We start from the raw sequence: 25,900 nt of genomic DNA, 5'->3' as shown, positions 1-25,900 counted from the left end.
GGAATTTCTCGAGGCCAGAAAGCGGAGCCTCCGGCCTGATCAGAAGATGGTAAAGCACGCCAGACGCGAGTAGTAGCCTGATGATTGTCAACCCGACCGCTGGCTAGGCGCTGGAGCTACCTGTTCCGAATTAAAGTGATCAATGCCCGTCCTACCGAACCGTTTGTGACATCGATAGTCGCGATCGCAGATCGGCCGGAAACCATTTTGCCGACCTCCTTCTGGCTCGAATCACTCGGGCGTTCCGTCGAGCGATGCAGTGCCTTTCGTATTGCCTAGGTTGAATTTGGCTTACCCAGATTGAATTTGGCGAGCGAGCTGTTTCAGCAGGGAGGCCGCGCCTCTCGTCGAGCTAAACGCAACGGGCGCTGGTCCCGTTTGCGTCGAGAGGACACCGGGTGTGAATGCAACCAGATAAATTTCAATTTGATATGTACATTGTTTGAACATTAAGTTATTGCGAACGTTAGTTTAGGCTAATGGAGGAAGATAATGAGCAGAACTGTGTGTATTCAAGTCGAGATCGGACGCAGTTTCGTCTTCCTTCCGAAAAGGCCTTCTAGGCAAAACCGCACTTTCTGGCGCGTTGGCGCTTGGCTTCGCGGTGATGGCAGCGTCTCCCGCTCTTTCGGCCGATCGTAGCTGGAAAGCCTTTACGTTCAACGGAAATTTCGTGACCGGATCCAACTGGCAGGGAAATACAGCGCCGGGCGTTGGCGATGCGGCGACCATTGGCGTCTCAACTAGTTCGCCCTGGCTTGATCAGGCTTATACCGTTCAGTCCGTTACCGTCGGTAATCTTGGGAATTTCACAATACGCAACGGTGGCAACCTAACCGCTGACACGTTGACCACCAACACTGGCGGAAGTATCACAATTGATAATGGCGGTGCGTTCAGCGGGGCGGTGAGCGTGAATGGCGCCAGTGGTTTCGATAATTCCGGAACCGTGACCGGCACGACTGCGATTTCCGGCGGCGTGGTGACCAATAACAGTGATGGTGTTCTTGATGGTGCCACCACGATCTCAGGCGGGATCACCACCAATAACGGCACGATCAACGGCGCGACGACGGTTTCCGGCGCGCTGACCAGCTTCACCAACACCGGCACGATTGACAATACGCTCGGCATCACCGGCGGCGTTGTCAGCAATAGTGGGTCGGTCACCGGGATGGTGACCAATTCTTCGGCCGGTCTGCTCGTCGTTCCAGGCTTCACGAACCAAAGCGGTGGCACAGTCGGCGGGCTGACCAATTCCGGTATTGCCGTCAACGAGAACGGCGGTTCGATCGGCACGCTTTCCAACACCGGCGGCACCTTCAGCAATTCGGGAACCGTGACCGGCACGACTGCGATTTCCGGCGGCGTGGTGACCAATAACAGTGATGGTATTCTTGATGGTGCCACCACGATCTCAGGCGGGATCACCACCAATAACGGCACGATCAATGGCGCGACGACGGTTTCAGGCGCGCTGACCAGCTTCACCAACACCGGCACGATTGACAATACGCTCGGCATCACCGGCGGCGTTGTCAGCAATAGTGGGTCGGTCACCGGTATGGTGACCAATTCCTCGCTCGGCCTGCTTGTTGTTCCAGGCTTCACGAACGAGGCCGGTGGCACGGTCGGCGGGCTGACCAATTCCGGTATTGCCGTCAACGAGAACGGCGGCTCGATCGGCACGCTTTCCAACACCGGCGGCACCTTCAGCAATTCGGGAACCGTGACCGGCACGACTGCGATATCCGGCGGCGTGGTGACCAATAACAGTGATGGTGTTCTTGATGGTGCCACCACGATCTCAGGCGGGATCACCACCAATAACGGCACGATCAACGGCGCGACGACGGTTTCCGGCGCGCTGACCAGCTTCACCAACACCGGCACGATTGACAATACGCTCGGCATCACCGGCGGCGTTGTCAGCAATAGTGGGTCGGTCACCGGTATGGTGACCAATTCCTCGCTCGGCCTGCTCGTCGTTCCAGGCTTCACGAACGAGGCCGGTGGCACAGTCGGCGGGCTGACCAATTCCGGTATTGCCGTCAACGAGAACGGCGGTTCGATCGGCACGCTTTCCAACACCGGCGGCACCTTCAGCAATTCGGGAACCGTGACCGGCACGACTGCGATTTCCGGCGGCGTGGTGACCAATAACAGTGATGGTATTCTTGATGGTGCCACCACGATCTCAGGCGGGATCACCACCAATAACGGCACGATCAACGGCGCGACGACGGTTTCAGGCGCGCTGACGGTCTTCACCAATAACGGCACGATTGACAATACGCTTGCGATGTCTGGCGGTATTGTTACCAACACTGCAAGCGGCATGGTGAATGGCGCCACATCGGTCAGCGGCGGTGTGTTCACCAATATCGGGACGGTCGACAACACGCTTGATGTGTCCGGTGGCATTGCCACGAACACCGGAATGGTGAATGGCGCCACATCGGTTAGCGGCGGTGTGTTCACCAATACCGGGACGGTCGATAACACGCTTGATGTGTCCGGTGGCATTGCCACGAACACCGGAATGGTGAATGGCGCCACATCGGTCAGTGCCGGCGCGTTTACCAATAGCGGCACGGTTGGCAACACGCTCGACGTCTCCGGCGGCGTGGCGTGGAATTCTGGCATCGTCACGGGCGCTGCTTCGGTCTCGGGCGGCCTTCTCACCAATACCGGAACGCTGCAAAGCACGCTGGATGTGACCGGCGGCTTTGTTGCGAATGAGGCAGGCGGCGATGTTATCGGTCTCACCACCATCTATGACGGCGACGTGACCAACGGGCTGGTCTCCGGCGCGAATTTCGGAACAGTGGTCAACTATTCGACAGGTGCGGTCAATTCCAACGGATTCACCAATGGCAGCTTTGGCCGTACGGAAGTCCTTGTGAACCATGGTTCGGCGGTAAACCTGATCGGCGGATCCATCGGCACGGTTGCCAACGAGGCCGGGACCTTCACCAACAGCGGCAGCATTGACGGCGCGCTCGTCGTCAATGGCGGCTTTGTCAACAATAACGGCGATGGCCTTCTGAATGACGGTACGGTCGGTGGCCTGACGACGATCAGCAATGATGGCGTTGTGACCAACAGCGGTCAGCTTGCCGATGTGATCAACAGCTCCTCTGCCGGCGGTGGCGGCTATGGCTTCGTCAATCAGGACGGCGGTACGGCCGGTGCCCTGACCAATAGCGGCAATGCGATCAACCAGGCTGGCGGCACGCTTGCCTCGGTCTTGAACACGACTGGCGCCTTCTCCAATGCCGGTGCTGTTACCGGCGCGCTGGACGTAACCGGCGGCATGGCTGACAATACCGGCTCGGTTGCGGGTCTGACGACGATCAGCAATGACGGCGTTGTGACCAATAGCGGCCAGCTTGTCGATGTGATCAACAGTTCGTCCGCTGGCGGCAGCGGCTATGGCTTCGTCAACCAGAGTGGCGGTATGGCCGGTGCCCTGACCAATAGCGGCAACGCGATCAACCAGACAGGCGGCACGCTTGCCTCGGTCTTGAACACGACTGGCGCCTTCTCCAATGCCGGTGCAGTTACCGGCGCGCTTGACGTAACCGGCGGCATGGCTGACAATACCGGCTCGGTTGCGGGTCTGACGACGATCAGCAATGACGGTGTTGTGACCAATAGCGGCCAGCTTGCTGGTGTGTCCAACAGCTCGTCCGCCGGTGGCAGCGGCTATGGCTTCGTCAACCAGAACGGTGGTATGGCCGGTACCCTGACCAATAGCGGCAATGCAATCAACCAGACAGGCGGCACGCTTGCCTCGGCAACCAGCAATGCGGGTCTCTTCAAGAATGAGGGCGTGATCAGCGGAGCTCTTGCGGTCAATGGCGGCTCGGCCGATAATACCGGCAGCGTTGGCGGAACCGCTGATATCGGCAGCAACGGAGTGTTGACCAATAGCGGTCAGATTGACGGCCTGACGACCAATAACGGCGTGTTGATGACCACCGGCGTGCTGAATGGCGGGTTGACGAACAACGGCATTGCCGCCATTCGCGGCACGGTCAATGGCATGATTGTCAACAACAATGCGATTGACGATACGTTCGTTCTGACCGGAGACCTTTCCGGTAACGGGAAGCTGGATAACCGGGGCACGTTCACGGCTTGGGGCGGCCATACGATTTCGGGCATCGACATCGAGAACAACGGCACGCTCAACGCCTCGAACTACAATACCGACACAAATGCGCTGAAGGACGCCGGTTCATCCACGACGACACTCACGGTTGACGGCAATATCTCCCGGGGCGGACGCATCGCGCTGGGAACCTACGCCGATACGACCACCGATCAGATCCGCGTGACAGGCAATTTCTCCGGTGATGACTATGATCTGGCGCTCTACGGTCTCAATCACCTCGACACACCTGACGAACGCACGCTGATCGCGATAGACGGCACCTATTCGGCTGCAATCGGTGACGTCTACGGACTTGGCAATACCGCCAATCCGCTGATCGTCAACAGTGTCCGCGAGACATCCAATGCGGTGATCCTGGCAACGTCGCTCGACATGGTGCCGATCAGCGGCACGCTTGGCGGCATCTATGCCACGCAGGCCTTCACCGGCCTCACCACAAACCGGTTTGATGACAGCTATGTTACCGCGGTCGATGGTGCGCAGAAGGGTTGCGGTGCGGGCAGCTACACCCGTATGAATGGCGGCACCCTCGAAGTCGCCTCAACGGCATCGTCGGCCGGTTCCGCTTCCGCAAAAACGAACTCAAACACCACTTTCGGGGGTGTTGAACTCGGTATCGATTACGGATGTTTTGATCTCGGACAGAACGGCGGGCAGGTTAACTTCGGCCTCCTCGGCGGCTTGAGCTCCGGTTCGGTCAGCAGCAACGATACGGTCGCCGGCATCGGCTACAGCGGGCTGAGCAAGTTCGACCAGCAGTATTTCGGTGCCTATGCTTCGTATTTTGCCGGACCGTTCATTGCCGAATTGCGCACGACCTATGGCCAGACATCCTATGACATCAACCAAATGCGTCTGGCACCGGGTCTTTCGACCACGGTCTTCGACCAGGACGGTTTCGATGCTGACCAGTACACGGCATCCGGATATCTGGGCTACAGCTTCGACATGGATCGCCTTTCGCTGATGCCTTCGGTGGGCCTGTCCTATTCGAACAGCAGCTTCAACGATGATCTGCGGGTGGCCAGCGGTTCACCGGCGCGGATTTCGTTCGGCGACATGGAAACCCTTGTCGGGTCGATCGGTCTTGCGGCCTCGACATCGTTCATTCTTGAGGACAATAACGGCACCATCGAGCCATTCCTTGCCGGCACCTACTACAACAACTTTGCTGATGATCCGACGTCCAATTATGTCTCGTCTGCGGGTATCCGGACGCCGATCACCACATCGACGGTGGACAGCTACGGCGAAGTAAGCGTTGGCTTCAACTATCTGGCGCCAGCGATTGGTAATATGCGCCAGCTTTCCAGCCAGCTGCGAGCCGATTTCCCGGTTGGTGACGATGTTTCGGGCGGGCAGGTCTCGCTGTCTGTGCGCGTCCAGTTCTAGGCTAAGCTTGCGTAGGTCGGAGCCGGAAGACGATCAACACGTCGATGGCAAAGCAGAATAGAAATGTGACTGGCGGTGCGTGATGCGCCGCCAGTTTTTTTGCTTATGGTGGGTAATTTGGCCACCCTGAGCCGCCGTCAGGCTGATGATTGCGAATGTGTATCGTTGGGGCGGGCTTGTGCTTTTCCCGAAAATCCTGCCGGAACTTTATACGATATCTTGACTTCTGGTGCAGACCGGAAAGAATGGTTCGAAAGCCTTTCGGGAGGACAAAATGGCTCCAATCAAGCTTGAGAACGTTTCAAAGAGTTTCGGGAACGTCAATGTTATCAATGATATCTCGCTTGCGGTGGAAGCCGGCGAACTTATGGTGTTTCTCGGGCCTTCTGGATCTGGAAAATCGACGCTGCTGCGCATGATCGCCGGGCTCGAGACCATCGACAGCGGTGCATTGATGATTGATGACGTCCGCAGTGAAAATCTCGCACCGGGCCAGCGCAATGTCGCGATGGTGTTCCAGAACTATGCGCTCTATCCGCATATGACAGTGCGCGACAACATGGCGTTTGGTCTGCGCAATATCGGTATGAGCGCGGATGAGATCGACGCCCGCGTGCAGGAAGCCGCGCGCATGCTGGAGATGGTAGAGCTGCTGGAACGGCGACCCGCCCAGCTCTCCGGCGGTCAGCGCCAGCGCGTGGCAATCGGCCGGGCAATCGTCAAGGAACCAAAAGCCTTTCTGTTTGATGAGCCGCTCTCCAACCTCGATGCGGCGCTGCGCGTCAGAACCCGTGTCGAGCTTGCCCAGTTGCACAATCGCATGAAGGCGACGATGATCTATGTGACCCACGACCAGACCGAGGCGATGACGCTCGCCGACCGGATCGTGGTGCTCAACAATTGCCGGATCGAGCAGATCGGTACGCCGATGGAGGTGTATTTGCGGCCCGCCTCACGCTTCGTGGCGGGGTTTGTCGGTTCGCCGGGCATGAATTTCATTGAGGTCGATCTCGCCGGAGACGGCACGCAGATAGCGCGTCTCAATGATGGTTCTGCGTTGAAGGTTGATATCCCCGAGATGGCACCCGGGCGCTACGAGATGGGTGTTCGCCCTGAAGCCATAAGGGTGGTGGAGGATGAGAACGCAGAAGAGGTCACCACCACGGCGACGGTCGGCGTTGTCGAACGGCTCGGTGAACGGACCTTGCTGTACTGTACCCTTGCCGATGGAACCGAGTTGATCGCTACCGACAGCGGGCGTTCCGAGACCAGAACCGGCGATCAGGTCCGTCTCGCCTTTGACGCGACCGCACTTCATCTCTTTGATGAAGCGGGGAATGCCTACCACGTGCATTGATCCGCTTCACCCTCTGATCTTCGAAGCAACAACGCCGAGGCGCAAGGCCTCGGCGTTGTTGTTTAATCATAACAGGAAGTGCAAGCGGAGTTGGTGCCGATCTATCCCTTTATGCCGGCGGACAGCGTGATGGCCTCGGTCACCTTGCGCTGGAAGATGAGATAGGCGACCGCGACAGGAAGACCGGCCAGAACGGCTGCGGAAAGTTCCCGGGCATAATAGACGCCGAAGGCATCATTGACCTGGGTGATGCCGACCGTGATCGTCATCATCTCGGTCTTGGTAACCGCCAGGAACGGCCACAGAAACGCATTCCACGACCATATAAAGGTGACGATAGCGAGCGCGGTGGTGACGCCCCAATTCATCGGCATATAAATGCGCGTGAGGATGCGCCATTCGGAGGCATTGTCCATCGCCGCCGCCTCGCGGAAATCCTTCGGCACGTTGTCGAAGAACTGCTTGTAAACGATGATGACCACCGGATGGATCAACTGCGGCAGAACGATCCCGGCCCAAGTGTTGATGAGGCCAAAACGTGCCATCAGTTCAAAGTGGTTTACGATGAGTACCTGCATCGGCACCATGAAGCTTGCCAGGATAAGCCACCACAGAACCCGTCGGAACGGGAATTCGAGCTGCGAAATCGCATAGCCGCAAAACAGAGACGAACCAACGGTCAGCACCGTGATGGCGACCGCGGTGACGATGGAATTCACATACCAGATGCCGATCTGGGTTTGCGTGAGCGCGGCATAATAATGCGAAAAGGTCAGGTTTTCCGGCCATAATTCGATATAGCGGCGCACCACCTCGTCTTCCGGCTTCAGTGAGGAGATCACACCCCAATAGAGCGGAAAGGCCCATAGGATTGCGACAAGGATCGTCAGCAGTGTGATCACGAGGCCAACGAGGTTCAGGCGTTTTGCTGTTGTTGCAGTCATCATGCCCGCCCCTTTGAAAGCCGTGTGAGCTGGAAATTCAGCACGGATACCACGATGACGAGGATGAACAGCACAACGGCCGCCGCAGCGGCGCGGCCACCCTGGTCATACTGGAAGGCCCGCTGAAACACGTAATAGACCAGCACCAGATTGTCGTTTGGTCGTCCGCCGACCGAAAACAGATAGACCTGGTCGAAGATCTTCAACTGCAAGATCAGCTGGATCGTCAGGACCAGCGCCGTCACCGGCCACATCAGCGGCCATGTCAGCTGCCGGAATGTCGTCAGGCGCGATGCATTGTCGAGCGCTGCCGCCTCGTAGATTTCGACGGGAATGGAGCGGAGCCCGGCCAGGAAAAGCAGGATCGAAAAGCCGGCAGTCCACCATATCGTGATAACGCCGACCGCCGGCATGAACCAGACTGTCGATTTGAACACCGGTACCCGATCGACACCCAGCATGTCGAACACATACATGGCGATGCCGAACTGGAAGTTCAGCGTCCAGTCCCAAATCAGATAGACCACCGAAACCGGCAGAATATAGGGCAGGAAGAACAGTGCCAGAACGAGGGCCTGCAGCCGGCCTTTCAGGCGGCTGACGCCCAGTGCGATGGCAAAGGCAACCAGGGCGCCTGGAATGACGGTGATGGCGACGAAATAGGCCGTGTTCCAGAACGCGGTGTTGAAGCGCCGGTCACCCCAAAGGCGGGTATAATTATCGAAACCGACAAACTCGCCGCTACCGATCAGCGGCGCATTCTGAAACGACGTGATGAACAGCCGGATGGTCGGATAGACAAAGATCAATCCGTAAATGGCGACGAACGGAGCGATCAATAGCAGAGCGACAATCGCTTCGTTCCGTTTGTTGCGGAGCATGATGGGCCTCGGAAAAACGTGCAGCTGTCGGGCGAAATGGTCGCCAGCGGTAGAGCAGGTCCGGCAAAAATAAGCACCAATTGTGCGTCCGGACCTGCGTCAATCAAGAGGCCGATGTGTGTCTGAGGTTCTATGAAATGCAGACACACATCAATGCCGCTGACCCTCAACGATCATTGCAGATCGTTGAGCTCGTATTTGATTTCTTCCACCGCCTCGGCCGGCTCCATCTCGCCGTTGAGGGTCGGGACGAAATAGGTGGACATCACGTCATAGATCGGCCCGGCAACGCCTGCGAGCGTCGATTTGGGGTCGAAGATCATGTTTTCCGTCACGCTTGAATAGGTGGCGTTCGGCTGCATGGCCTGGTAGTCCGCCGATTGCGTGACAGGGCCATAAGCCGGGATATGGCCGGCGGTTGCCCAGAACAGCGAGTTTTTCGCCATCCACGAAATCACCTCCAGCACGGCGGTCTTCTTCTCCGGGCTCATGTCCTTGCCTGCATTGGCGGGAATGGCAAATGTGTGGCTGTCTGCGTAGGTTGCGGGATGGTCGAAGATCACCGGAAGCTCGACAGCGCCCCACTCAAACAATTTGCCCTGATCCTTCAGGTCGATCATCGTCGGAACTTCCCAGACACCGTTGATCATCATCGGTGATTCACCGGAGGTGAACAGCGCAACGGTCGCGGGATAATCGGTATAGGTGGTCTGCAGGCCGTCATTGGTCCAGCCCTGAAGTACGCCCAGCGCGTTCTCCAGCTTTTCGGCGTTGTCGCCAGCGAGGAACTCGCCATCGGTCATCAACTCTCCGTCTTGCTGGCCCACGAGGGAATAGACGGTGCGGAACATGAAGGTGCCGTCAGCCGTGGTTGAGGCCAGAGGAAACTTGGCGCCTGCCTCCTGGAGGCCCTTCAGCGTGGCTTCAAAGCCTTCGCGGGAATCAAGGCCTTTAGGCTTGCCGTCCTCCGTCAGCAGACCCGCTGCGGCCAGCGCGTCCTTGTTGTAGTAGAGCACGATCGGATGGGTATCGAACGGAACGGCGTACTGCTTTCCGTCCACTGTCACCGCGTCCCAGGTCGCGGATGCGTAATCGGCTTGCGAAAGGCCCATTGTCGACCAGTCATCGGGCGTGATCTGCTGCAGAATGCCCTGGCTGACGGCAAGCGGAATACGGCTTGCATGATAGGTCATGATGTCGGGACCTTCGCCGATCGCGGCAGAGGTGCGGACCTTGGCATAGAAGGGCGTACCCCATTCCAGCGTCGTCGCGTCGATGGTGATGTCACCTTCGTGCGCGGCGTTGAACTCAGAGATCAGCTGTTTCATGCGAACGCCGTCGCCGCCGCTGAGAAAGTCCCACCAGGTAACTGTTTCCTGGGCCTGTGCGGCGGTGGCAAACACACCCGCCGCGACAATCGCGCCCATGGCTACACCGAATACTTTCGCCATCTTATTCTCCTCCTCGTTTCAATACGGCCTCCCGCCGTATGGTTGGAACTTCCGGAGTGCCGCATCGCATTCAAGAAAGATGCGGCGCACCGGCATTCTTCGAAATCACGCATTAATGCGAACGTGGCACTCCCCTGCCTGATGCGTTATAGCGTTACCCGGATCATCGAATAGGAGTAGGGGGAACCGTAACCGAAACCTTGCCGCCTGAAAGGCTTGCGCCATCCTGCTTTACGGGTTTCACGTTTCCCGGGTTCTCCCTGGTATTCACCGCTTCGAGATCGTCATGCTTGATCAGTGTGTGCTCGACCGATTTGGCATCGCCGAACCGCTCAAGCGCGAGATCGATCGTCATGGACTCTTCTCCGTGACGGTTGATCGCAAAGAAAGTCAGTGTGCCTTCGTCTGCATCGTGAACGCCTGTAATGTCGAGATAGCGCACATTCGCCGCGATATCTGCATTGTAGGTTTCGCAATCGACATCAAGGGCGAGCGCTGTTCCCCGTCCGTAACGCGAGGCGAACTGGAACGGGTAGTAGATCGTCTGTCTCCAGGCAGCGCCGCCAGGCGCCGTCATGATCGGCGCGATCACGTTGACGAGTTGTGCGATGCAGGCGATGCTCACAACATCGGAACGCCGGATGAAGGTGTTGAGGATGCAGCCGACCTGCAGCACGTCCTCGAAATTATAGATATCCTCGAGAAGCACCGGCGCGTGCGGCCAATCCCACTCCTTCATTCGCTGTTCGTCTGCCTCGCGCTCATGATACCAGACATTCCACTCATCGAAAGAGATCTTTACGTCTTTCTTTGAACGCTTCTTGGCTTTTACATAGTCGATCACGCCGCTGACCGAGCCGATATAACGGTCAAGCTTCTCCGGAAGTGCCAGGTATTCGCGCGTATTCTTCTCGTAATTCATGAAATACATGTGCAGCGAAATATAGTCGACCTGATCATAGGTCTCGTCCAGAACCGTCGCCTCCCACTGCGGGAAGGTCGGCATTTCCGAATGGGACGAGCCGCAGACAACCAGTTCAAGCTTGTCGTCGAAGGACCGGATCGCCTTGGCGGTTTCATTGGCGAGGTGGCCGTATTCGGCGGCGGACTTGTGGCCGACCTGCCAGGGGCCGTCCATCTCGTTGCCAAGGCACCAGAGTTTGACGTTCCACGGATCAGCCTGGCCGTTCTTGCGGCGCAGGTCGGACCAGTAGGTGCCACCCGGGTGATTGACATATTCGACGAAATTGCGCGCAGCATCGAGCCCGCGTGAACCGAGATTGACGGCGAGCATCATTTCGGTGTTGGCGGCTTCCGCCCATCGTGCGAATTCGTGGATGCCGACCTGGTTGGATTCAGCCGTTCTCCAGGCAAGGTCGAGACGGGTGGGGCGTTCGCTCTGTGGGCCGATCCCGTCTTCCCAGTTATAGGCCGAGACGAAATTGCCGCCTGGATAGCGGCAGATCGGGGTATCGAGTTCGCGGACAAGATCGATGACATCGCGACGCATGCCGTTTTCGTCCGCTGTGGGATGGTCAGGTTCGTAGATGCCGGTGTATACTGCCCGCCCGAGATGCTCGAGGAACGAGCCATAGAGCCTTGGGTCTATTGTGGAAATGGTGAAGTTCTTGTGCGCGGTAACGCGGGCCTGCATGTTCTCTCCTCCGAAATCTAATTCTTGGTATAAACCAATATTTCTGGATAATAAAGACCCGATCAATCCTTTCGTCAAGCGGCTTTTCGAAGGTCGGTGTTGTTCGGGTGAACTTTCGTTCAGTCGCTATTTGGTGGTCAGGCGCAGAACGATATCCTGATCGTAATTGCCAAAGCCCTTGCCGAAAATGTTGATGCCGCCGGGGTGGCGGGCATCCTCGCGCACACTTACGGCTAGGCGGATCGAATGCCGTTGAGCGAGCTTGAGATCGTCGAGACAGACATCGGACATCTTGACACCGTCGACATAGGAGCCGGCAGGTGTTACGCGGAAACGCTTGAGCATGCCGTATTGCGAGCCGTTCAGCTTCCACCAGTCCGGGGTAAATACGCCACGACGGTCGCCGAAATCGCCGGGCGAGGTCCACTGTCCGATATCGACGCCATTGATGGTGATGGTGATGTCCGACGGCCAGTCCGGATTGGTTCCCGGCATTTCGGATGAAAGTTCCATCGAGAATTCGAGCTCGGTGATTTCGCGGTTGTCGAGCCGGGCGTTGTTTGGAAACTGGTATTCAACCGAACCGCGCGTGAACCAGATCAGTCCCGCCTTCATCCGTGCCGGATCGAGGAAGCTGTCGGGCACGTCCAGAAGTCCTATAATGCCTTCGTCGGTACACAGTCCGCATGGTGCGCTCACATCGAAGGCAGTGTAGAGCCCGACGGGCATGGCGACCTCGATGCCGTCATTGCGGCGTTCTTCCGTCGCATCGCCGAACACAATCGCGATCTCATCGTAGATGTTGGTGCAGACTTTCTGGTTGCCCTTGCGCGCACGCTGGCTCTCTGTGCGGATCAGGCCGGCATCCTCCAGCAATTGCACGCTCAGCGACACCGTCGACTGCGGAAGGTTCAGAATTTCGCCGATTTCCTTGACGTTCAGTGCACCTTTGCGGCGCAGCAGCTTGAGGACAGCGACGCGCGCTGGCGCTGCAAGCCCCTTGATGACATGGAAATCCTTTTCAGGATCAACGACGAGAAAGTTACGTGGCATGGGTGTTCACTGCTGGGAGGCTGTTGTCAGAAAACTTTCATATCAGGATTCTTGGCTCGGTCAAACACCAATGGAAATGGGCGTAAAGCGGTCATGCAGTTCGGCGCTTGGCCGGAAACAGACCGGTACTCCATCACGCAGCAACAGAAAGCCCCCGCAACAAGGGCGGGGGCTTTCACAGGATCGCATCAGGGCTGAAGCCTGTTAATATACTTCTATTGTCTGCGGGAAGGTCAAACCGGTTACGGTTTTACCACCTGAAAGCCGCTCAGCATCCGCCAGTCTGCGGGAAGTTTTCTGCGCTCGCCGGTCAACTCAACTCTGGTTTTCAGTTTGATGTCACCGCTCGATGCACCGATCATCAGCGTGAAGAAACCGGGTTCAACAACACGGAAGCCTTCATAGCCGGTGAAGTTCAGCATGTCGGTGGGCACTTCAAAGGTCAGCCGTGCGCTTTCGCCGGGTTTCAGGTCAAGCTTGCCGAAAGCCTTCAGTTCCTTGACCGGTCGCACCAATGTAGCGATCTCGTCGCGAACATAGAGCTGAGGCACAGCAATGCCTTTGCGATTGCCAGTGTTTGTGACTGTAAATGACAGTCGCACGGTGCCCGTTTCAATATCGACAGTCTCGCTTTCCAGCGCCACATCGGAAAAGTCGAAGCTCGTGTAGGAGAGGCCATGACCGAAGGGATAGCGGCTGCCGAAATGCCGCGCAATCGGCGTGCCGGAACTCTTGAAGCTGTGATTGTAGAAATAGGGTGCGGCGCCGACATTATGCGGGATCGACAGCGTCAGCCGGCCGGAAGGTTCCACCGCGCCGGTTAGAACGCTTGCAAGCGCGGTGCCGCCCTCCTGGCCGGAGAAGAAGGTCATGACCTGGGCTGCGATCCTGTCTTCCGCGCCACCGAGATTGTATGGGCGGCCCGAGGAGATGACGGCGATCACCGGCTTGCCGGTTTCAATCACAGCATCAAGCAGTTTCTGCTGCACACCGGGCAGTTCCAGCGTGTCGGTATCGGAGCCTTCGCCCACCGTGCCGGTCTGGAAAATGCCGGAAAGGTCGCCGACGCAGACGATGGCGACGTCGGCATTCCTTGCCGCTTCCACGGCGCTCGGGATCATATCGACCCGCGTGGAAAGCGAGGAGGCCTGTTCCAGCGAGGTGCTGTCATCAACATCGCCGGGAAAGACCGGGGCGCCTGCCTTGCGCTCGTCGAGGATGTTGCAGCCTCGTGCATAGATGACATTTTTGGCCCCGAGCTTCGCTCTGAGACCCGCCAGCGGTGTGACGACGCTTTCGATCTCTTCCTGGGCCTCGTTATGGATCAGGTGCACGGGGAAGGCGTAGTCGCCGAGAAGCGCCAGCGGATCGTCCGCAGTCGGGCCGATGACGGCGACCTTCTGGTTTGCAGCAAGCGGCAGAATGCCGTTATTGTCGAGAATGGTGACCGACTGTTCAGCCGTCTGCCGGGCGACCTCGACGTAGTCACGGCGCTGGAGCACGATCTTGCCGTCGTCGGCGTAGGGCTTTTCGAACAGGCCAAGCCGGAATTTCTCCTTCAGCACACGACCGACGATCTCGTCGATCTTTGCCTCTGTGATGAGACCGCGCTCAAGCGCTTCCTTCATATCCTTGGCGCAATCATCCCCGGGCAGTTCGATATCAAGGCCGGCATTGAAGGAAAGTGCGGCCGCCTCGGCCCGGTTCTCGGCGATGCCGTGATGCTGATAGAGCAGGCTGACGCCGACATAATCGGCGACGACCAGACCGTCAAAGCCCCAGTCATCGCGCAGCACCTTGGTCATCAGGTGATGTGAGGCATGGACGGGTTCGCCGTCGATATCGTGATAGGCGGGCATCACCGAACCGGCATTGGCGAGCTTCACCGCCATTTCGAAGGGCAGCATGAACATGTCGTTCAGCTCGCGCCAGCCCATATGGACCGGGGCATGGTTGCGCCCGCCTTCGCTGGCGGAATGGCCCGCATAGTGTTTCAGCGTCGCCAGAACTCCGCGATCCTCGCCCTGCAGGCCTTTGACATAGGCCGAGGCGATCACACCTGTCAGATACGGGTCTTCGCCGATGCTTTCCTCGGTCCTGCCCCAGCGGGCATCGCGAGCGACATCGAGCACCGGGGCAAGCCCCTGATGGCAGCCGATGGCACGCGATTCCTGGCCAATCGCCGCACCGACCTTCTCGACCAGCTCCGGATTGAAGGTTGCGCCAAAGGAGAGCGAGGACGGAAACAGCGTCGCACCCTTGATCATCAGGCCGGACAGGCACTCCTCATGCGACATCACAGGAATGCCGAGTCGGGTTTCCTCAACCATGAACTTCTGCAGCGCGTTCAGTGCGCGCACGCCTTCGGCCGCATCGATGCTACGGGTGCCGAGCGGCCGGGTGACCTGGCCGAGGCCGGAGGAGAGCATGGCCTTCAGCGTATCCGGATCGGTGGAGCCGGTGAACTGGTCGGAGCGCGTCTGGTGGTTGCCATCCTCAGACAGAAACAGCCAGACGGCATGTAACTGCCCGACCTTTTCCTCGATCGTCATGCGGGCGAGAAGGTCTGCAACACGCGCATCAACCGGTTGGGATGCGTCTTTATAGAAGGGAGTGTTGTGTGTATTGTTCATCTTACTCATTCCGTGTTCAAACCGCGTCAGTGGAGCTGAGCTCATGCGGGCCGGGCACGCTCGGCAGATAGTCCAATGCCTCGCCGTCGGCATCGAAGAGATGGCAGGCCGCCGGCTTGACGAAGAAAGCCATGGGCTTCTCCGGGACCTTTAAAACATCCTCGGCGACCTTGGCGATGATCGGCGTTTCCGTGCTTTCATTGAGGTAGAGGTGGCTGTATTCACCGAAATTCTCAACAGCCCGGACCTTGCGGCGGATCACCTGCTCGCTGGTGTCATCATCAACCGGGTGCATATGCTCCGGACGTACGCCGAGTGTCAGCTCTGCGCCGCTGGCAAGGCCATCGGTTGTGACGGGAACCTTAAGGCTTTCACCGGTTTCAAGCTTGATAACCGCTCCGTCCGCATCGGCGCTTTCCAACGTCACCTTCAGGAAATTCATTGAAGGGGAGCCGAGAAAGCCTGCAGCAAACAGGTTTGCAGGACGGTGGTAGAGTTCGAGGGGCGCGCCAACCTGGGCAATGCTCCCCTTTTTGGTGACATCCGGCCCGGCGCGCAGCAGCACGATCTTGTCGGCAAGCGCCATGGCTTCCGTCTGGTCGTGGGTCACGTAGATCATGCTGGCTTCGGGGTAGTCGTTGTGCAGATTGGCGATTTCGGACCGCATGTGGACACGCAGCGCCGCATCAAGGTTCGACAGCGGTTCATCGAACAGGAAGACGGCGGGTTGGCGGACGATGGCGCGGCCAATGGCGACGCGCTGGCGCTGACCGCCGGAAAGCTGCTTGGGCCGGCGATCCAGCAATGGCTCAATCTGCAGCATCCGTGCAGCCTCGTTGACCCGCCTTTCAATATCCGCCTTCGGCGTCTTGGCCTGTTTCAGACCGAAAGCCATATTCTCGTAAACACTCATATGCGGATAGAGCGCGTAGTTCTGGAACACCATCGCCACGCGGCGCTCGGCCGGCGGCACATCGTTCATGATCTCGCCGCCGATCGTCAGCGCACCTTCAGTGGTTTCCTCGATGCCGGCAATCATTCTAAGAAGCGTGGACTTGCCACAGCCGGACGGACCAAGAAACACGCAGAACTGGCCGTCTTCTATGTTGAGATTGATGTCGTGCAGGACGGTGAGCTTGGCGAAGCGTTTTTCGACGTTTTCGAGAATAATCTGTGTCATTGTTGTTACTCCGGTTCCATCAGCCCTTGAGCGAGCCGGCCATCATGCCGTTGACGATCTTTTCCTGACCGATGGCGTAGACGATGATCAAAGGCAGGGCGGAAAGCGTGACGACGGCCATGATGGCGGGGACATTCGAGGCGTACTGGCCCTGGAAATCCCAGACTGCCAGCGGCAGCGTCCGCCTGTCGGTCGAAGAGGTCAACACATAGGCGAAGACAAATTCGTTCCACAGCATGATGCCGTTATAGATTGCAACTGTGGAAAGGCCGGGCCCTGAAAGGGGCAGGAAGATCTTCCAGTAGACTTTGAAGGGGCCGCAGCCATCAAGCTTGGCAGCTTCTTCCAGCTCTTTGGGGACCTGTCGCATGAATTCCGTCAGAATGAACACCGAGATCGGCAGGCTGATGGCGACATAGGGACCGATCAGGCCCGCCGGCGTGTCATAAAGCCCCATCGAGCGGGTCATCAGATAGACGGGCACGAGCGTGACATGAAGCGGCACAATCATACCGGCGATGATCAGCGCGAACAGGCTGTCGGAGAATTTGAATTTCAGCCGGGCCAGCGCATAGGCGGCCATCGAGGAAAACAGCATGATGATGACGACCGAAGTCGAGATCACAAACAGGCTGTTTCTGAGGTAGATCAGGAACGAGCCCTCAAGCACCTCGATATAGTTGGAAAGATTAAAGCTTTCCGGTAGCGCCCAGAATGGCTTGATAAAGGTTTCCTGCTGCGTCTTCAGGCTCATGAACGCCACGAAGATGAAGGGCAATGTGGTGACTGCCAGCCAGAAGAGGCCGAGCACCGGTATGGCAACGCGCGAGACCTTGAAGCCTTGTTTCTTTCTCATCGGATCAGACCTCCGTCTCGAACCGCTTGGACAGACGGAAAGCGACTGAAGCGATTACGGTGATGATGATGAACATGGCGGCGGCGACCGTGGTGCCGTAGCCGAGCTCGAAGGAGGCGAAGACCTGCTTGTACATATAGCTTGCCATCACCTGTGAGGCATTTTCCGGCCCGCCTTCGGTCATGACGTAGATCAGGTCGAAATAGCGCATCGAGCCGATGGTCGCGAGCAGCACGGCTGTGCGGAACGTGCCTTGCAGATGCGGCAGTTTCAACCGCCAGAAGATGGTCGTCTGGGACGCGCCGTCGAGCCTTGCCGCCTCGGTGATTTCACGCGGGAAAGAGGCGAGGCCGGCCAGGAACAGCACCATGTAAAAGGGGATGTTCTGCCACAGCACGACCGCAATGACCGATCCCAGCGCGTAGCGCGGATCGCCAAGCCAGTCATGCGCCCAGCCGTAAAGCCCCATGGCGTCCAGAACTGAATTGATCGGGCCGAAATTCGGATCGTAGATATTCTTGAACAGAACCCCGAGGGCAACGGAGGACATCAACAGCGGGATGAAATAGAGGATTTTGAGGATCCGCGAGCCCTTGCTGGCCTCGTCCAGAACCACGGCCAGAACCAGCGCGATCGGCAATTGAACGATAATGGAGAACAGCGCCAGCAGGATGTTGTTCCACGCCGAATGCCAGAACACGCTGTCATGCATCAGCCGGACCCAGTTATCCATGCCGACGAAGCGGGCCGTGTCCCCAAGGCCGTTCCAGTTGACAAAGGAAAGCCGGAAACTGGAAACGAGCGGGTAGAGCAGGTAGACCGCCAGAAATATGACCGCCGGCGCCATGAAGATAATGGGGGCTGCCTTTTGGGCCAGAACCCATTTCTTTCGCTGCCTTTGCCGGTCGGCCGCCGTCCGCGTTATCGCCGTGGACATGTTGTTTCCTTTCTCTCGTCTTATTTCCGGTAAACCCGGGAAAAAGACACAAGCAGCCTCTCGGTCGCCGCCGGTAAAGGCGGCGACCGGTGCGGGGCGTATGCAATACGAACGCCTCGGGAGGTTTGGAGTTAAGTGTTCTCGGCCGTTACTGCTTGGCTTCGGCCTGAGCGGCCTGTTCCATTTCGGCGGCGGCTTCTTCCGGCGTGATCGAGAGGCCGAAAAGCTGCTGGACCGTATCCTTGTGGACCTCGCCGACGGCCGGCGGCAATTCCTGATCGTACCAGAGCTGAACGCTGCCGGCTTCGCCGACGACGTCCAGAACCTTGTTCAGGAAGGGGTCTTCCGTGGTGATACCCTTCAGAGGCATAACACGCTGATCGGCCAGGCGATCCTTCGCCGACTGATCATCGGTCATCGACATCAGGAGATCAAAGGCTGCGTCCTTGTAGGGGCATTCCGCCGAGATCGAAAGAAAGTTGTCGCCGATCGTGCCCGCAACATTGCTTGGATCGCCTTTTCCACCGGGCACGGACGGGAAGGTGAAAAAATCGACCTTCTTGGCAAATTCCGGGTTTTCGTTGCGGATTGTCGCCATTTCCCAGCTACCCATCAGTTCCATGGCAGCACGGTTGGCGTAAAGCAGGCGGCGGGAGCCGCCGACATCGTAGTCGAGGCCGTTATAGCCTCTGGCGAAGGCGTTGGCCTTGACCAGTTCCTGCAGGCGCTCGCCCGCCTCTATGAAGGCAGGATCCTCAAACGAACCGCCCTCTTCACCATAGGCGGCCTTCTGGAAGACTTCCGGTCCGCCGATACGGTCGGCCAGCAGCACGAAATACATCGATCCCGGCCATTTGTTCTTGTTGGCCAGCGCGAAGGGGGCAATGTTGTTTTCGTTCAAGACCGTGATGACATGCATCAGGTCATCCCAGGTTTCCGGTGGAGTCAGCCCAAGATCGTCGAAGATTTCGGTGTTGTAGAAAATCGCGGCAATCGTCGTGTTTTCAGCCGGAATGCCATAGATATTGTCATCGAAGGTGACGGCCCCGAAGCTTGCGGGCACAAACCGGTCTTTGAACGCGGCATGATCTTCCAGATAGGGCGTCAGGTCGACAACCTGGCCGGAATCGACATATTCCTTGAGCGGGCCGCCGCCCCAGGAGGCAAAGACGCAGGGAGGCTCATTGGCGCCGAACGCAATCTTCAGTTTGGTCTTGTAGGCGTCGTTGGCAAAGTGCAGATCCTCGACGACATAGCCAGGATGGGTCGCTTCGAAGCGATCCATGCCGGCGCGGACGATGCCGGCGGTTGCCGTATCCGAGCGCAGATCCCATGACGTGATCGTCTTGGTGTCCTGAGCCTGAGCGGCCAGAGGCAAGAGCGCGGCAATGGCTGCTGAGCCCAAAAGACGGGTGAAAGTTCCGGTCGGTTTGAATTGCATTGTGTCCTCCCATTGCAAGTCAGTTCTATGTCTTACGATATGAGATACGTTACCGGTAACGGTACGTAGTGTCAATCTTGTTTCGTTACGGAGATCAGGGCGCATGACTGGCAGGCCGCGCCAAGGGAAAATACCTTGTCCGGCCAGGTAAATGTGGCTCTGTCGCTATTGTGACAAAATTGTGCTAGTCGAAGCATCGCCCTTGCGGAATGTAGGGCCTCGGCAAACGAAGAAGGGGAATGGTGTTGGTCCGTTCGGTATCTTTTGCGATGCCTCAGTCGCTACACCGGCAAACCTGCGCCAGGGGGAGATAGTGTGGCGGTGAAGAAGCGCGCGGCCACGCTGGCCGAGATAGCAAAAGTTGCGGGTGTTTCCCGGATGACGGCCTCACGGGCTCTCAACAACCAGCCCGGCGTTTCGGCCGAAACGCGCGAGGACATTCTGCGCATTGCAGATGAGATGGGCTACTCTGTCAATCCGTTTGCCCAGAAGCTGGCCAATGGCCGCTCACGCATTATCGGCGTGATGGCCGAACTGCATGCGCCGTTTACCAGCGACATCGTGCTCGGTATCAGCGGTGCAGCCAAAAGCGCCGGCTACGAAGCGCTGGTCTACTCACTTCCCGATCGCGACAGCACGGCGCCAAGCAGTGTGGCGAGCTTGCTGCAGCAAATCGCAGGCGGCATCATCGCGATCCTGCCTTACGAGGCGAGCTATCTGGAACAGATCACCAGCGCGGGCCTGCCGGTGGTGACGATCGACACGCTTTATGATGACCCGCTCTTTCCCGCGGTCGATGGCGACAGCTATCAGGGCGCGAGGCTTGCGGTGCGCCATCTGGCGGATCTCGGGCACCGGCGTATCGGTTTCATCACCGGTGACAATCGCCTGCGTTCGGCCCGTGAGCGGATGGCGGGTTATAGCGATGCCGCCGCCCAGTTTGGCCTGGACAGGGATCCCGCGCTGATCGTTAACGGCGATTTCCTGCAGAAAAGTGGCTTTGATGCCGCCAAACAGCTGCTGGCGCTGATACAGCCTCCGACCGCCATTTTTGCCGCCAACGATATCAGCGCACTCGGCGCCAGCCAGGCGCTGCGCGAGAAGGGGGTGAGGATACCAGAGGATATGTCGCTGATCGGCTTTGATGACATTGCCATTTCGCAGCAGATGCACCCGCCGCTGACCACCATCAGGCAGCCACTGCGTCAGATCGGCCGGTCGGCGATGAATACATTGCTGGCCCGCATTGGCGGTCTCGATGCGCCCAGCAACCGCATCACGCTGCCGACCGAACTGGTCGTGCGCCAATCGACTGCTCCGCCGCATAAGTTGTGACTCGGGGGCGGTTATTGAACACCGTGCGAACGGGTAATCGGACGTGTCAGCCCGCCGGTACCAATGGGGCGGGCATCTCACTGGTTTTCTCGGCCGCCTTACAGATATCGGCAATGACGCAGGCCGGGCAATCCGGTTTGCGGGCCTTGCAAACGTAGCGCCCGTGCAGGATCAGCCAGTGATGGGCGTGAAACAGATAGTCCGGCGGAATGATCTTTTCGAGTTTTGCCTCCACCGCGTCCGGTGTCTTTCCCGGCGCAAGGCCGATGCGGTTGGAGATGCGGAAAATATGGGTATCGACGGCAATCGTGGCTTCGCCAAAGGCCATCGACATCACCACATTGGCAGTCTTGCGTCCGACGCCGGGCAGGCTTACCAGTTCTTCGCGCGTTCGGGGCACTTCGCTCCCGAACTCAGTAATCAGGCGCTGGCTGAGTGCGATTACATTTTTGGCCTTGTTGCGGTAAAGCCCGATGGTGCGGATATAGGAGGTCAGCTGCTCCTCGCCGAGTGCCGCCATCTTTTCCGGCGTATCGGCCACAGCAAACAGCGTTTTCGTTGCCTTGTTGACGCCGATATCGGTGGCTTGGGCGGAAAGCGCCACGGCAACCAGCAGCGTGAAGGCGTTGGTATGATCGAGTTCACCCTTCGGCTCGGGCCGCTGCACTGAAAACCGGCGGAAGATCTCCCGGATTTCCTCTTTCGAGTAGGCGGAGCGCGGCGTTGCAGGTTTGCGGACGGTAGCCGGATTTGACTTTTTCGTCCTTTGGGTGCTCACTTGTGGCTTGGCTTTTGTCATTTTCTTTGATCGCTGGCGCTATGACCGATGTGAATGCGTTTGAAGACCGGCCGGTCTTTTCGGCTGAACTTTTCCCCCATCGCTCTCTGGGGCGCAAGGGATTTCGTGTCCTGCTCGCTGTTGCTGCGCTCGGGTTTTTCCCGAATGCGCTCTGGTTTGCCGCCCACGGCGCCTGGCCGATCGCGCTTTACTGCGGGCTTGCCTTCGTCGCGCTTTATGCGGCTTTCAAGCTTTCCTATCGCTCGGCCCGGATGCGGGAGCATGTCTCGGTTTCAAGGCTTGCCGTTTCTGTGCGCAAGGTAACCCCCTCGGGCCGAATGAAAGAGACCCATTTCAACCCGTTCTGGACGCACTTTGCCGTTGATCGCCACGATGAGTTCGGCATTACCGGGATGCGGCTGACGAGCCGCAATGAGCGCCTTGAGATCGGTGCCTTCCTCAATCCGGATGACCGGGAGAGCTTTGCCGTGGCCTTCAGACAGGCACTTGCGACCGTAAAGCAACGGATTTGATCCGCGCGGCAAGAAACGGGTGGCCGCGCGCGCGAAACTCGTGCTTGCTGCTGTCACGAAGGAGCACGACACCGATGAACGCCTTGTTTGAAACCATTTCCGAAAGCGCAGTCGAGATCACTCCGTGCGGAAGTGATTACGATACCGTGCGCAAGGTCATCACCATGATCAGCGAGGAGTATCGCGAGCAGCCGGGGCTCGAGACAATCGCCGAACGGCTCGGCATGTCTCCGACCGGACTGCAGAAGACCTTCACCCGCTGGGCCGGTCTGTCGCCGAAAGCTTTTTTGCAGGCGATCACACTTGATCACGCCAAAACGCTTCTGGGCGCCGAACGGCTTCCGCTGCTCGACACCTCCTACGAACTCGGCCTTTCCGGTCCCGGCCGGCTGCACGACCTGTTTGTCACCCACGAGGCGATGTCGCCCGGCGAATGGAAGAGCGGCGGCGAGGGACTGTTGATACGCTACGGCTTTCACCTCTCGCCCTTCGGCCGGTCGCTGGTGATGATTACCGATCGCGGGCTTGCAGGCGTTGCCTTTGCCGATGCTGGCGGAGAAAGTGCGACTTTCGAGGATATGAGGGCGCGCTGGCCGGAGGCGACCTATGTCGAGGATATCGCAGCAACAGAAGCTTACGCCCGGCGTATATTCGACCCCGAGGAATGGTCTTCAGACCGGCCTCTCAAGGTTGTTCTGATCGGCACGGATTTTCAGGTTCAGGTATGGGAAAGCCTTTTGAAAATACCCTTCGGCAAGGCAAAGTCCTATTCGGACATTGCTGCAGAGATCGGTCGTCCGAAGGCGTCGCGTGCCGTCGGGGCGGCAATCGGTCGCAATCCGGTCTCCTTCGTCGTGCCCTGCCACCGTGCGCTTGGAAAATCCGGCGCACTCACCGGCTATCACTGGGGCCTGACACGCAAACGCGCCATGCTCGGCTGGGAGGCGGGGCAGGCCTGATCCGAGCCGGCCCGCATAAGGCGCAGCATTTCAGCGCTCGGCCGACTTTTCTTGAAATCGTTTGAGCACGGTCAAATCCCAATCTAAATCGATTGATATCTTGCCTTGACTTGGGAAGCGGCGCTTTGCGATAGTCGCTTGCGAAAATCAGCGGCTGTCGGCGCTTGCGTCCGGCGCCGATGTTTGCCAACAGTCATTGAAAGATCACCGTGGCGCGTTAGCCTTCTGGCAGACCTTGCAGAAACGGCGCGAATGCTGCTCGGCAATCGAAATTGAAAGTGGTCCGCAGGCCTTTGCGCCGCGAACCCTAAAACGAAGGATGAGGATCATGGCTTCCAAACTTGACCAATTGCGTGAGATGACGACGGTCGTCGCCGATACCGGTGACATCAAGGCTGTTGCCAAGATCAAGCCGGTCGATTGCACGACCAACCCCAGCATCGTGCTCAAGGCACTGTCGACCGATATGTTCGACGAACAGTTCGCCGCTGCCATCAAATGGGGCAAGACGCAGTCCGGCGACAAGGATGCTGTTGTTGCAGCCGTAGCAAGCCGTCTTGCAATTGATGTCGGTGCCGCGCTCGTTGATCTCGTTCCCGGTCGCGTTTCGACCGAAGTTGACGCGGATCTTTCCTTCAATACGCAAGGCTCGATCGAAAAGGCGCATGAAATCATTGCGGCTTATGAAGAGCGCGGTATCAGCAAAGACCGTATCCTCATCAAGCTCGCCTCGACCTGGGAAGGTATCCGCGCCTGCGAAGTGCTGCAGAAAGAAGGCATCGACTGCAACCTGACGCTGCTGTTCTCGAAATGCCAGGCGATTGCCTGCGCCGATGCCGGCGCGTTCCTGATCTCGCCCTTCGTCGGCCGTATTCTCGACTGGTACAAGAAGGCCACCGGCGAGGACTACACAGCCGAGACCGATCCGGGTGTTGTCTCCGTCCGTTCGATCTACAATTACTACAAGGCAAACGGTATCAGCACCGTGGTCATGGGCGCCTCTTTCCGTAATATCGGTGAAATTGAAGGCCTGGCCGGCTGCGACCGCCTGACGATCTCGCCCAACCTTCTGGAAGAACTCGAAGCCGATCAGGGCAAGCTGGAGCGCAAGCTTTCTCCGGATGCTTTCGAGCCGGAACCCAAGATCGAAATGGACGAGCAGACCTTCCGCTGGATGATGAACGAGGACGCCATGGCGACCGAGAAACTCGCTGAAGGCATCCGCAACTTCGCTGCGGATCTTGGAAAGTTGCGCACGAAAGTGGCAAAAGAACTCGTCGCCTGATCACAAAAAAGTAAGACTGCACAAAAAAACAACCCGGCCCCTGTGGCCGGGTTGTTTTGTTTCGGCTTGTCGATGATTATTCGAGCCTCCTTGGCGGGCTATCCATAAGTATCTGAATCTTATAAAGAATACTAAATTTATATCTGTGGGCGCCTATCCTGATGGGTTTCTATGTGGTGTTTTCAATTCCCTAGGCGTCAATGTTTTGGCGACACTGCGGTTTCCTTTTGACGACTTGTTGGTCGATTGATTAAACCTTAACTCCCGGTCATCGAACGAAACAAAGATGACGCAGGAGTTCATCATGACGAAGATTATCGCATCCGCCGTTCTGGTTTCAGCACTCGCCGCCGCCCCGGCAGCATTCGCCTTCCAGCCCACAGCCATCCCGGAAACCGGCACCTTTACCAAGGCACCCGTCGGCAGCACGGTCACCATCGAAACGACCGGCAAGTTCGGTAACCGTTATCAGAACTATTTCCGCGTCGCAGAAAATGGCGAGCTGGAATTCGTCGTTCAGGACGCCGTGAACTGATTTCCTTTCAAAGAGAGGCAGGGCCGCAAGGCCTTAAACTTCAGGTGCCGGTCGACGGAGCAAAAAAATCCGCACCGGCTGAATTTCACCTCTTGTTAATCAAATGATTAAAACTACATCTGAGCCATCAGAGAAACTCAGTCAGGAGACTGTCATGAAAAAGATTTTTGCATCCGCCGCTCTCGTATCCGTGCTCGCTGCCGCCCCGGCCGCTTTTGCGATCCAGCCTTCGGCCATTCCGGACACCGGCACGTTTACCAAGGCGCCCGTCGGCAGCACGGTCACCATCGAAACGACCGGCAAGTTCGGCAACCGTTACCAGAACTATTTCCGCGTTGGTGAAAGCGGCGAACTCGATTTCGTCGATCAGTACCGCACCAACTGATTCTTATCTCGAAAGAGGTTGGGCAGGGGCCAAGTATTCCCTTTCGCCCGAAGCCTGTAGGTCGAAAAAGCGTGGAGAGTGGACCCTAGCCACCGCGCGCATCGCCCGAAAAGGCCGATTCAATTCACCTC

Annotated in this window: 18 protein-coding genes and 1 pseudogene; 8 read left to right on the top strand and 11 right to left on the bottom strand. The window is 58.0% G+C overall.

The annotated features are described in order from the left end of the window. Window positions 1-607: 607 nt before the first annotated feature. Window positions 608-5,572 (top strand): beta strand repeat-containing protein, encoded by a 4,965-nt coding sequence (locus tag AC0L7L_RS13995; protein WP_272212619.1) that lies wholly within the window; start codon window positions 608-610, stop codon window positions 5,570-5,572. A gap of 274 nt (window positions 5,573-5,846) precedes the next feature. Beyond that, window positions 5,847-6,929 (top strand): ABC transporter ATP-binding protein, encoded by a 1,083-nt coding sequence (locus AC0L7L_RS13990; RefSeq protein ID WP_272212618.1) that lies wholly within the window; start codon window positions 5,847-5,849, stop codon window positions 6,927-6,929. Window positions 6,930-7,030: 101 nt separating this feature from the next. Here the strand turns inward: AC0L7L_RS13990 and AC0L7L_RS13985 are convergent, their stop codons facing one another. The 10 genes and pseudogenes from AC0L7L_RS13985 to AC0L7L_RS13940 form a co-directional block, all read right to left on the bottom strand. Continuing rightward, on the bottom strand, window positions 7,031-7,873 hold the full coding sequence (locus tag AC0L7L_RS13985) for a carbohydrate ABC transporter permease (RefSeq protein ID WP_272212617.1): 843 nt from the start codon (window positions 7,871-7,873) through the stop codon (window positions 7,031-7,033). After that, window positions 7,873-8,754, bottom strand: coding sequence for a carbohydrate ABC transporter permease (locus tag AC0L7L_RS13980; protein ID WP_272212616.1), 882 nt, complete (start codon window positions 8,752-8,754; stop codon window positions 7,873-7,875). Before AC0L7L_RS13980 ends, AC0L7L_RS13985 begins: the two co-directional genes overlap by 1 nt. 173 nt (window positions 8,755-8,927) lie before the next feature. Beyond that, window positions 8,928-10,205 carry an extracellular solute-binding protein gene (locus tag AC0L7L_RS13975; protein ID WP_272212615.1) on the bottom strand — a complete coding sequence of 426 codons (1,278 nt, stop codon included), beginning with the start codon at window positions 10,203-10,205 and terminating at the stop codon, window positions 8,928-8,930. A gap of 146 nt (window positions 10,206-10,351) precedes the next feature. After that, a pseudogene (arfA, locus tag AC0L7L_RS13970) lies at window positions 10,352-11,859 on the bottom strand (arabinosylfuranosidase ArfA). Window positions 11,860-11,985: 126 nt separating this feature from the next. Continuing rightward, complete coding sequence (locus AC0L7L_RS13965) at window positions 11,986-12,912, bottom strand: ArsR/SmtB family transcription factor (protein ID WP_272212612.1); 927 nt, start codon at window positions 12,910-12,912, stop codon at window positions 11,986-11,988. A 242-nt stretch (window positions 12,913-13,154) separates the two neighbouring features. Continuing rightward, entirely contained in the window at window positions 13,155-15,545 is a 2,391-nt protein-coding gene (locus AC0L7L_RS13960) for a glycoside hydrolase family 3 N-terminal domain-containing protein (protein WP_272212611.1), read from the bottom strand. Between the two features lie 16 nt (window positions 15,546-15,561). Further along, window positions 15,562-16,725, bottom strand: a complete 1,164-nt coding sequence (locus AC0L7L_RS13955) for an ABC transporter ATP-binding protein (RefSeq protein WP_473509633.1) — start codon at window positions 16,723-16,725, stop codon at window positions 15,562-15,564. Window positions 16,726-16,744: 19 nt separating this feature from the next. Continuing rightward, window positions 16,745-17,581 (bottom strand): carbohydrate ABC transporter permease, encoded by an 837-nt coding sequence (locus AC0L7L_RS13950; RefSeq protein WP_272212608.1) that lies wholly within the window; start codon window positions 17,579-17,581, stop codon window positions 16,745-16,747. 4 nt (window positions 17,582-17,585) lie between these two features. Further along, the gene (locus tag AC0L7L_RS13945; RefSeq protein ID WP_473509630.1) at window positions 17,586-18,518 is read right to left on the bottom strand and encodes a carbohydrate ABC transporter permease; all 933 of its coding nucleotides are present in this window, start codon (window positions 18,516-18,518) and stop codon (window positions 17,586-17,588) included. A gap of 148 nt (window positions 18,519-18,666) precedes the next feature. After that, the gene (locus tag AC0L7L_RS13940; RefSeq protein WP_272212605.1) at window positions 18,667-19,959 is read right to left on the bottom strand and encodes an extracellular solute-binding protein; all 1,293 of its coding nucleotides are present in this window, start codon (window positions 19,957-19,959) and stop codon (window positions 18,667-18,669) included. Window positions 19,960-20,274: 315 nt separating this feature from the next. Between AC0L7L_RS13940 and AC0L7L_RS13935 the strand changes: the two genes are divergently transcribed. Continuing rightward, window positions 20,275-21,294 carry a LacI family DNA-binding transcriptional regulator gene (locus AC0L7L_RS13935; RefSeq protein WP_473509628.1) on the top strand — a complete coding sequence of 340 codons (1,020 nt, stop codon included), beginning with the start codon at window positions 20,275-20,277 and terminating at the stop codon, window positions 21,292-21,294. 46 nt (window positions 21,295-21,340) lie between these two features. Here AC0L7L_RS13935 and nth read toward each other — a convergent pair whose 3' ends face one another. After that, window positions 21,341-22,093, bottom strand: a complete 753-nt coding sequence (gene nth / locus AC0L7L_RS13930; protein ID WP_473509626.1) for an endonuclease III — start codon at window positions 22,091-22,093, stop codon at window positions 21,341-21,343. 20 nt (window positions 22,094-22,113) lie between these two features. On the opposite strand from nth, the gene AC0L7L_RS13925 reads away from it, so the two are divergent. The 5 genes from AC0L7L_RS13925 to AC0L7L_RS13905 all read left to right on the top strand — a co-directional run bounded on the left by AC0L7L_RS13925 (window position 22,114) and on the right by AC0L7L_RS13905 (window position 25,769). Further along, window positions 22,114-22,605: a DUF2244 domain-containing protein gene (locus tag AC0L7L_RS13925; protein WP_473509624.1), complete on the top strand. Its 492-nt coding sequence runs from the start codon at window positions 22,114-22,116 to the stop codon at window positions 22,603-22,605. Window positions 22,606-22,679: 74 nt separating this feature from the next. Beyond that, on the top strand, window positions 22,680-23,564 hold the full coding sequence (locus tag AC0L7L_RS13920; RefSeq protein ID WP_473509622.1) for a methylated-DNA--[protein]-cysteine S-methyltransferase: 885 nt from the start codon (window positions 22,680-22,682) through the stop codon (window positions 23,562-23,564). Between the two features lie 328 nt (window positions 23,565-23,892). Beyond that, a complete protein-coding gene (tal, locus tag AC0L7L_RS13915) occupies window positions 23,893-24,849 on the top strand; it encodes a transaldolase (protein WP_272212601.1) in 957 nt (318 codons plus the stop codon). A 304-nt stretch (window positions 24,850-25,153) separates the two neighbouring features. After that, complete coding sequence (locus tag AC0L7L_RS13910; RefSeq protein WP_272212600.1) at window positions 25,154-25,384, top strand: hypothetical protein; 231 nt, start codon at window positions 25,154-25,156, stop codon at window positions 25,382-25,384. Between the two features lie 154 nt (window positions 25,385-25,538). Continuing rightward, window positions 25,539-25,769, top strand: a complete 231-nt coding sequence (locus tag AC0L7L_RS13905; protein WP_272212599.1) for a hypothetical protein — start codon at window positions 25,539-25,541, stop codon at window positions 25,767-25,769. Window positions 25,770-25,900: the final 131 nt, after the last annotated feature.

This window comes from Martelella sp. K41-7 (assembly GCF_055808365.1).
The sequence above is the reverse complement of the archived record's forward strand: the minus strand, read 5'-3'. Positions and strand labels throughout refer to the sequence as shown.

Excerpts from the sequence above, each read along its gene's own strand:
- AC0L7L_RS13990 (WP_272212618.1), top strand. The coding sequence starts at position 5,847 with ATGGCTCCAATCAAGCTTGAGAACGTTTCAAAGAGTTTCGGGAACGTC.
- AC0L7L_RS13960 (WP_272212611.1), bottom strand. The coding sequence starts at position 15,545 with ATGAACAATACACACAACACTCCCTTCTATAAAGACGCATCCCAACCG.
- nth (WP_473509626.1), bottom strand. The coding sequence starts at position 22,093 with ATGACAAAAGCCAAGCCACAAGTGAGCACCCAAAGGACGAAAAAGTCA.
- AC0L7L_RS13975 (WP_272212615.1), bottom strand. The coding sequence starts at position 10,205 with ATGGCGAAAGTATTCGGTGTAGCCATGGGCGCGATTGTCGCGGCGGGT.
- AC0L7L_RS13945 (WP_473509630.1), bottom strand. The coding sequence starts at position 18,518 with ATGTCCACGGCGATAACGCGGACGGCGGCCGACCGGCAAAGGCAGCGA.
- AC0L7L_RS13965 (WP_272212612.1), bottom strand. The coding sequence starts at position 12,912 with ATGCCACGTAACTTTCTCGTCGTTGATCCTGAAAAGGATTTCCATGTC.
- AC0L7L_RS13905 (WP_272212599.1), top strand. The coding sequence starts at position 25,539 with ATGAAAAAGATTTTTGCATCCGCCGCTCTCGTATCCGTGCTCGCTGCC.
- AC0L7L_RS13920 (WP_473509622.1), top strand. The coding sequence starts at position 22,680 with ATGAACGCCTTGTTTGAAACCATTTCCGAAAGCGCAGTCGAGATCACT.
- AC0L7L_RS13910 (WP_272212600.1), top strand. The coding sequence starts at position 25,154 with ATGACGAAGATTATCGCATCCGCCGTTCTGGTTTCAGCACTCGCCGCC.
- AC0L7L_RS13925 (WP_473509624.1), top strand. The coding sequence starts at position 22,114 with ATGACCGATGTGAATGCGTTTGAAGACCGGCCGGTCTTTTCGGCTGAA.
- AC0L7L_RS13940 (WP_272212605.1), bottom strand. The coding sequence starts at position 19,959 with ATGCAATTCAAACCGACCGGAACTTTCACCCGTCTTTTGGGCTCAGCA.
- AC0L7L_RS13955 (WP_473509633.1), bottom strand. The coding sequence starts at position 16,725 with ATGACACAGATTATTCTCGAAAACGTCGAAAAACGCTTCGCCAAGCTC.
- AC0L7L_RS13995 (WP_272212619.1), top strand. The coding sequence starts at position 608 with ATGGCAGCGTCTCCCGCTCTTTCGGCCGATCGTAGCTGGAAAGCCTTT.
- AC0L7L_RS13950 (WP_272212608.1), bottom strand. The coding sequence starts at position 17,581 with ATGAGAAAGAAACAAGGCTTCAAGGTCTCGCGCGTTGCCATACCGGTG.
- AC0L7L_RS13985 (WP_272212617.1), bottom strand. The coding sequence starts at position 7,873 with ATGACTGCAACAACAGCAAAACGCCTGAACCTCGTTGGCCTCGTGATC.
- tal (WP_272212601.1), top strand. The coding sequence starts at position 23,893 with ATGGCTTCCAAACTTGACCAATTGCGTGAGATGACGACGGTCGTCGCC.
- AC0L7L_RS13980 (WP_272212616.1), bottom strand. The coding sequence starts at position 8,754 with ATGCTCCGCAACAAACGGAACGAAGCGATTGTCGCTCTGCTATTGATC.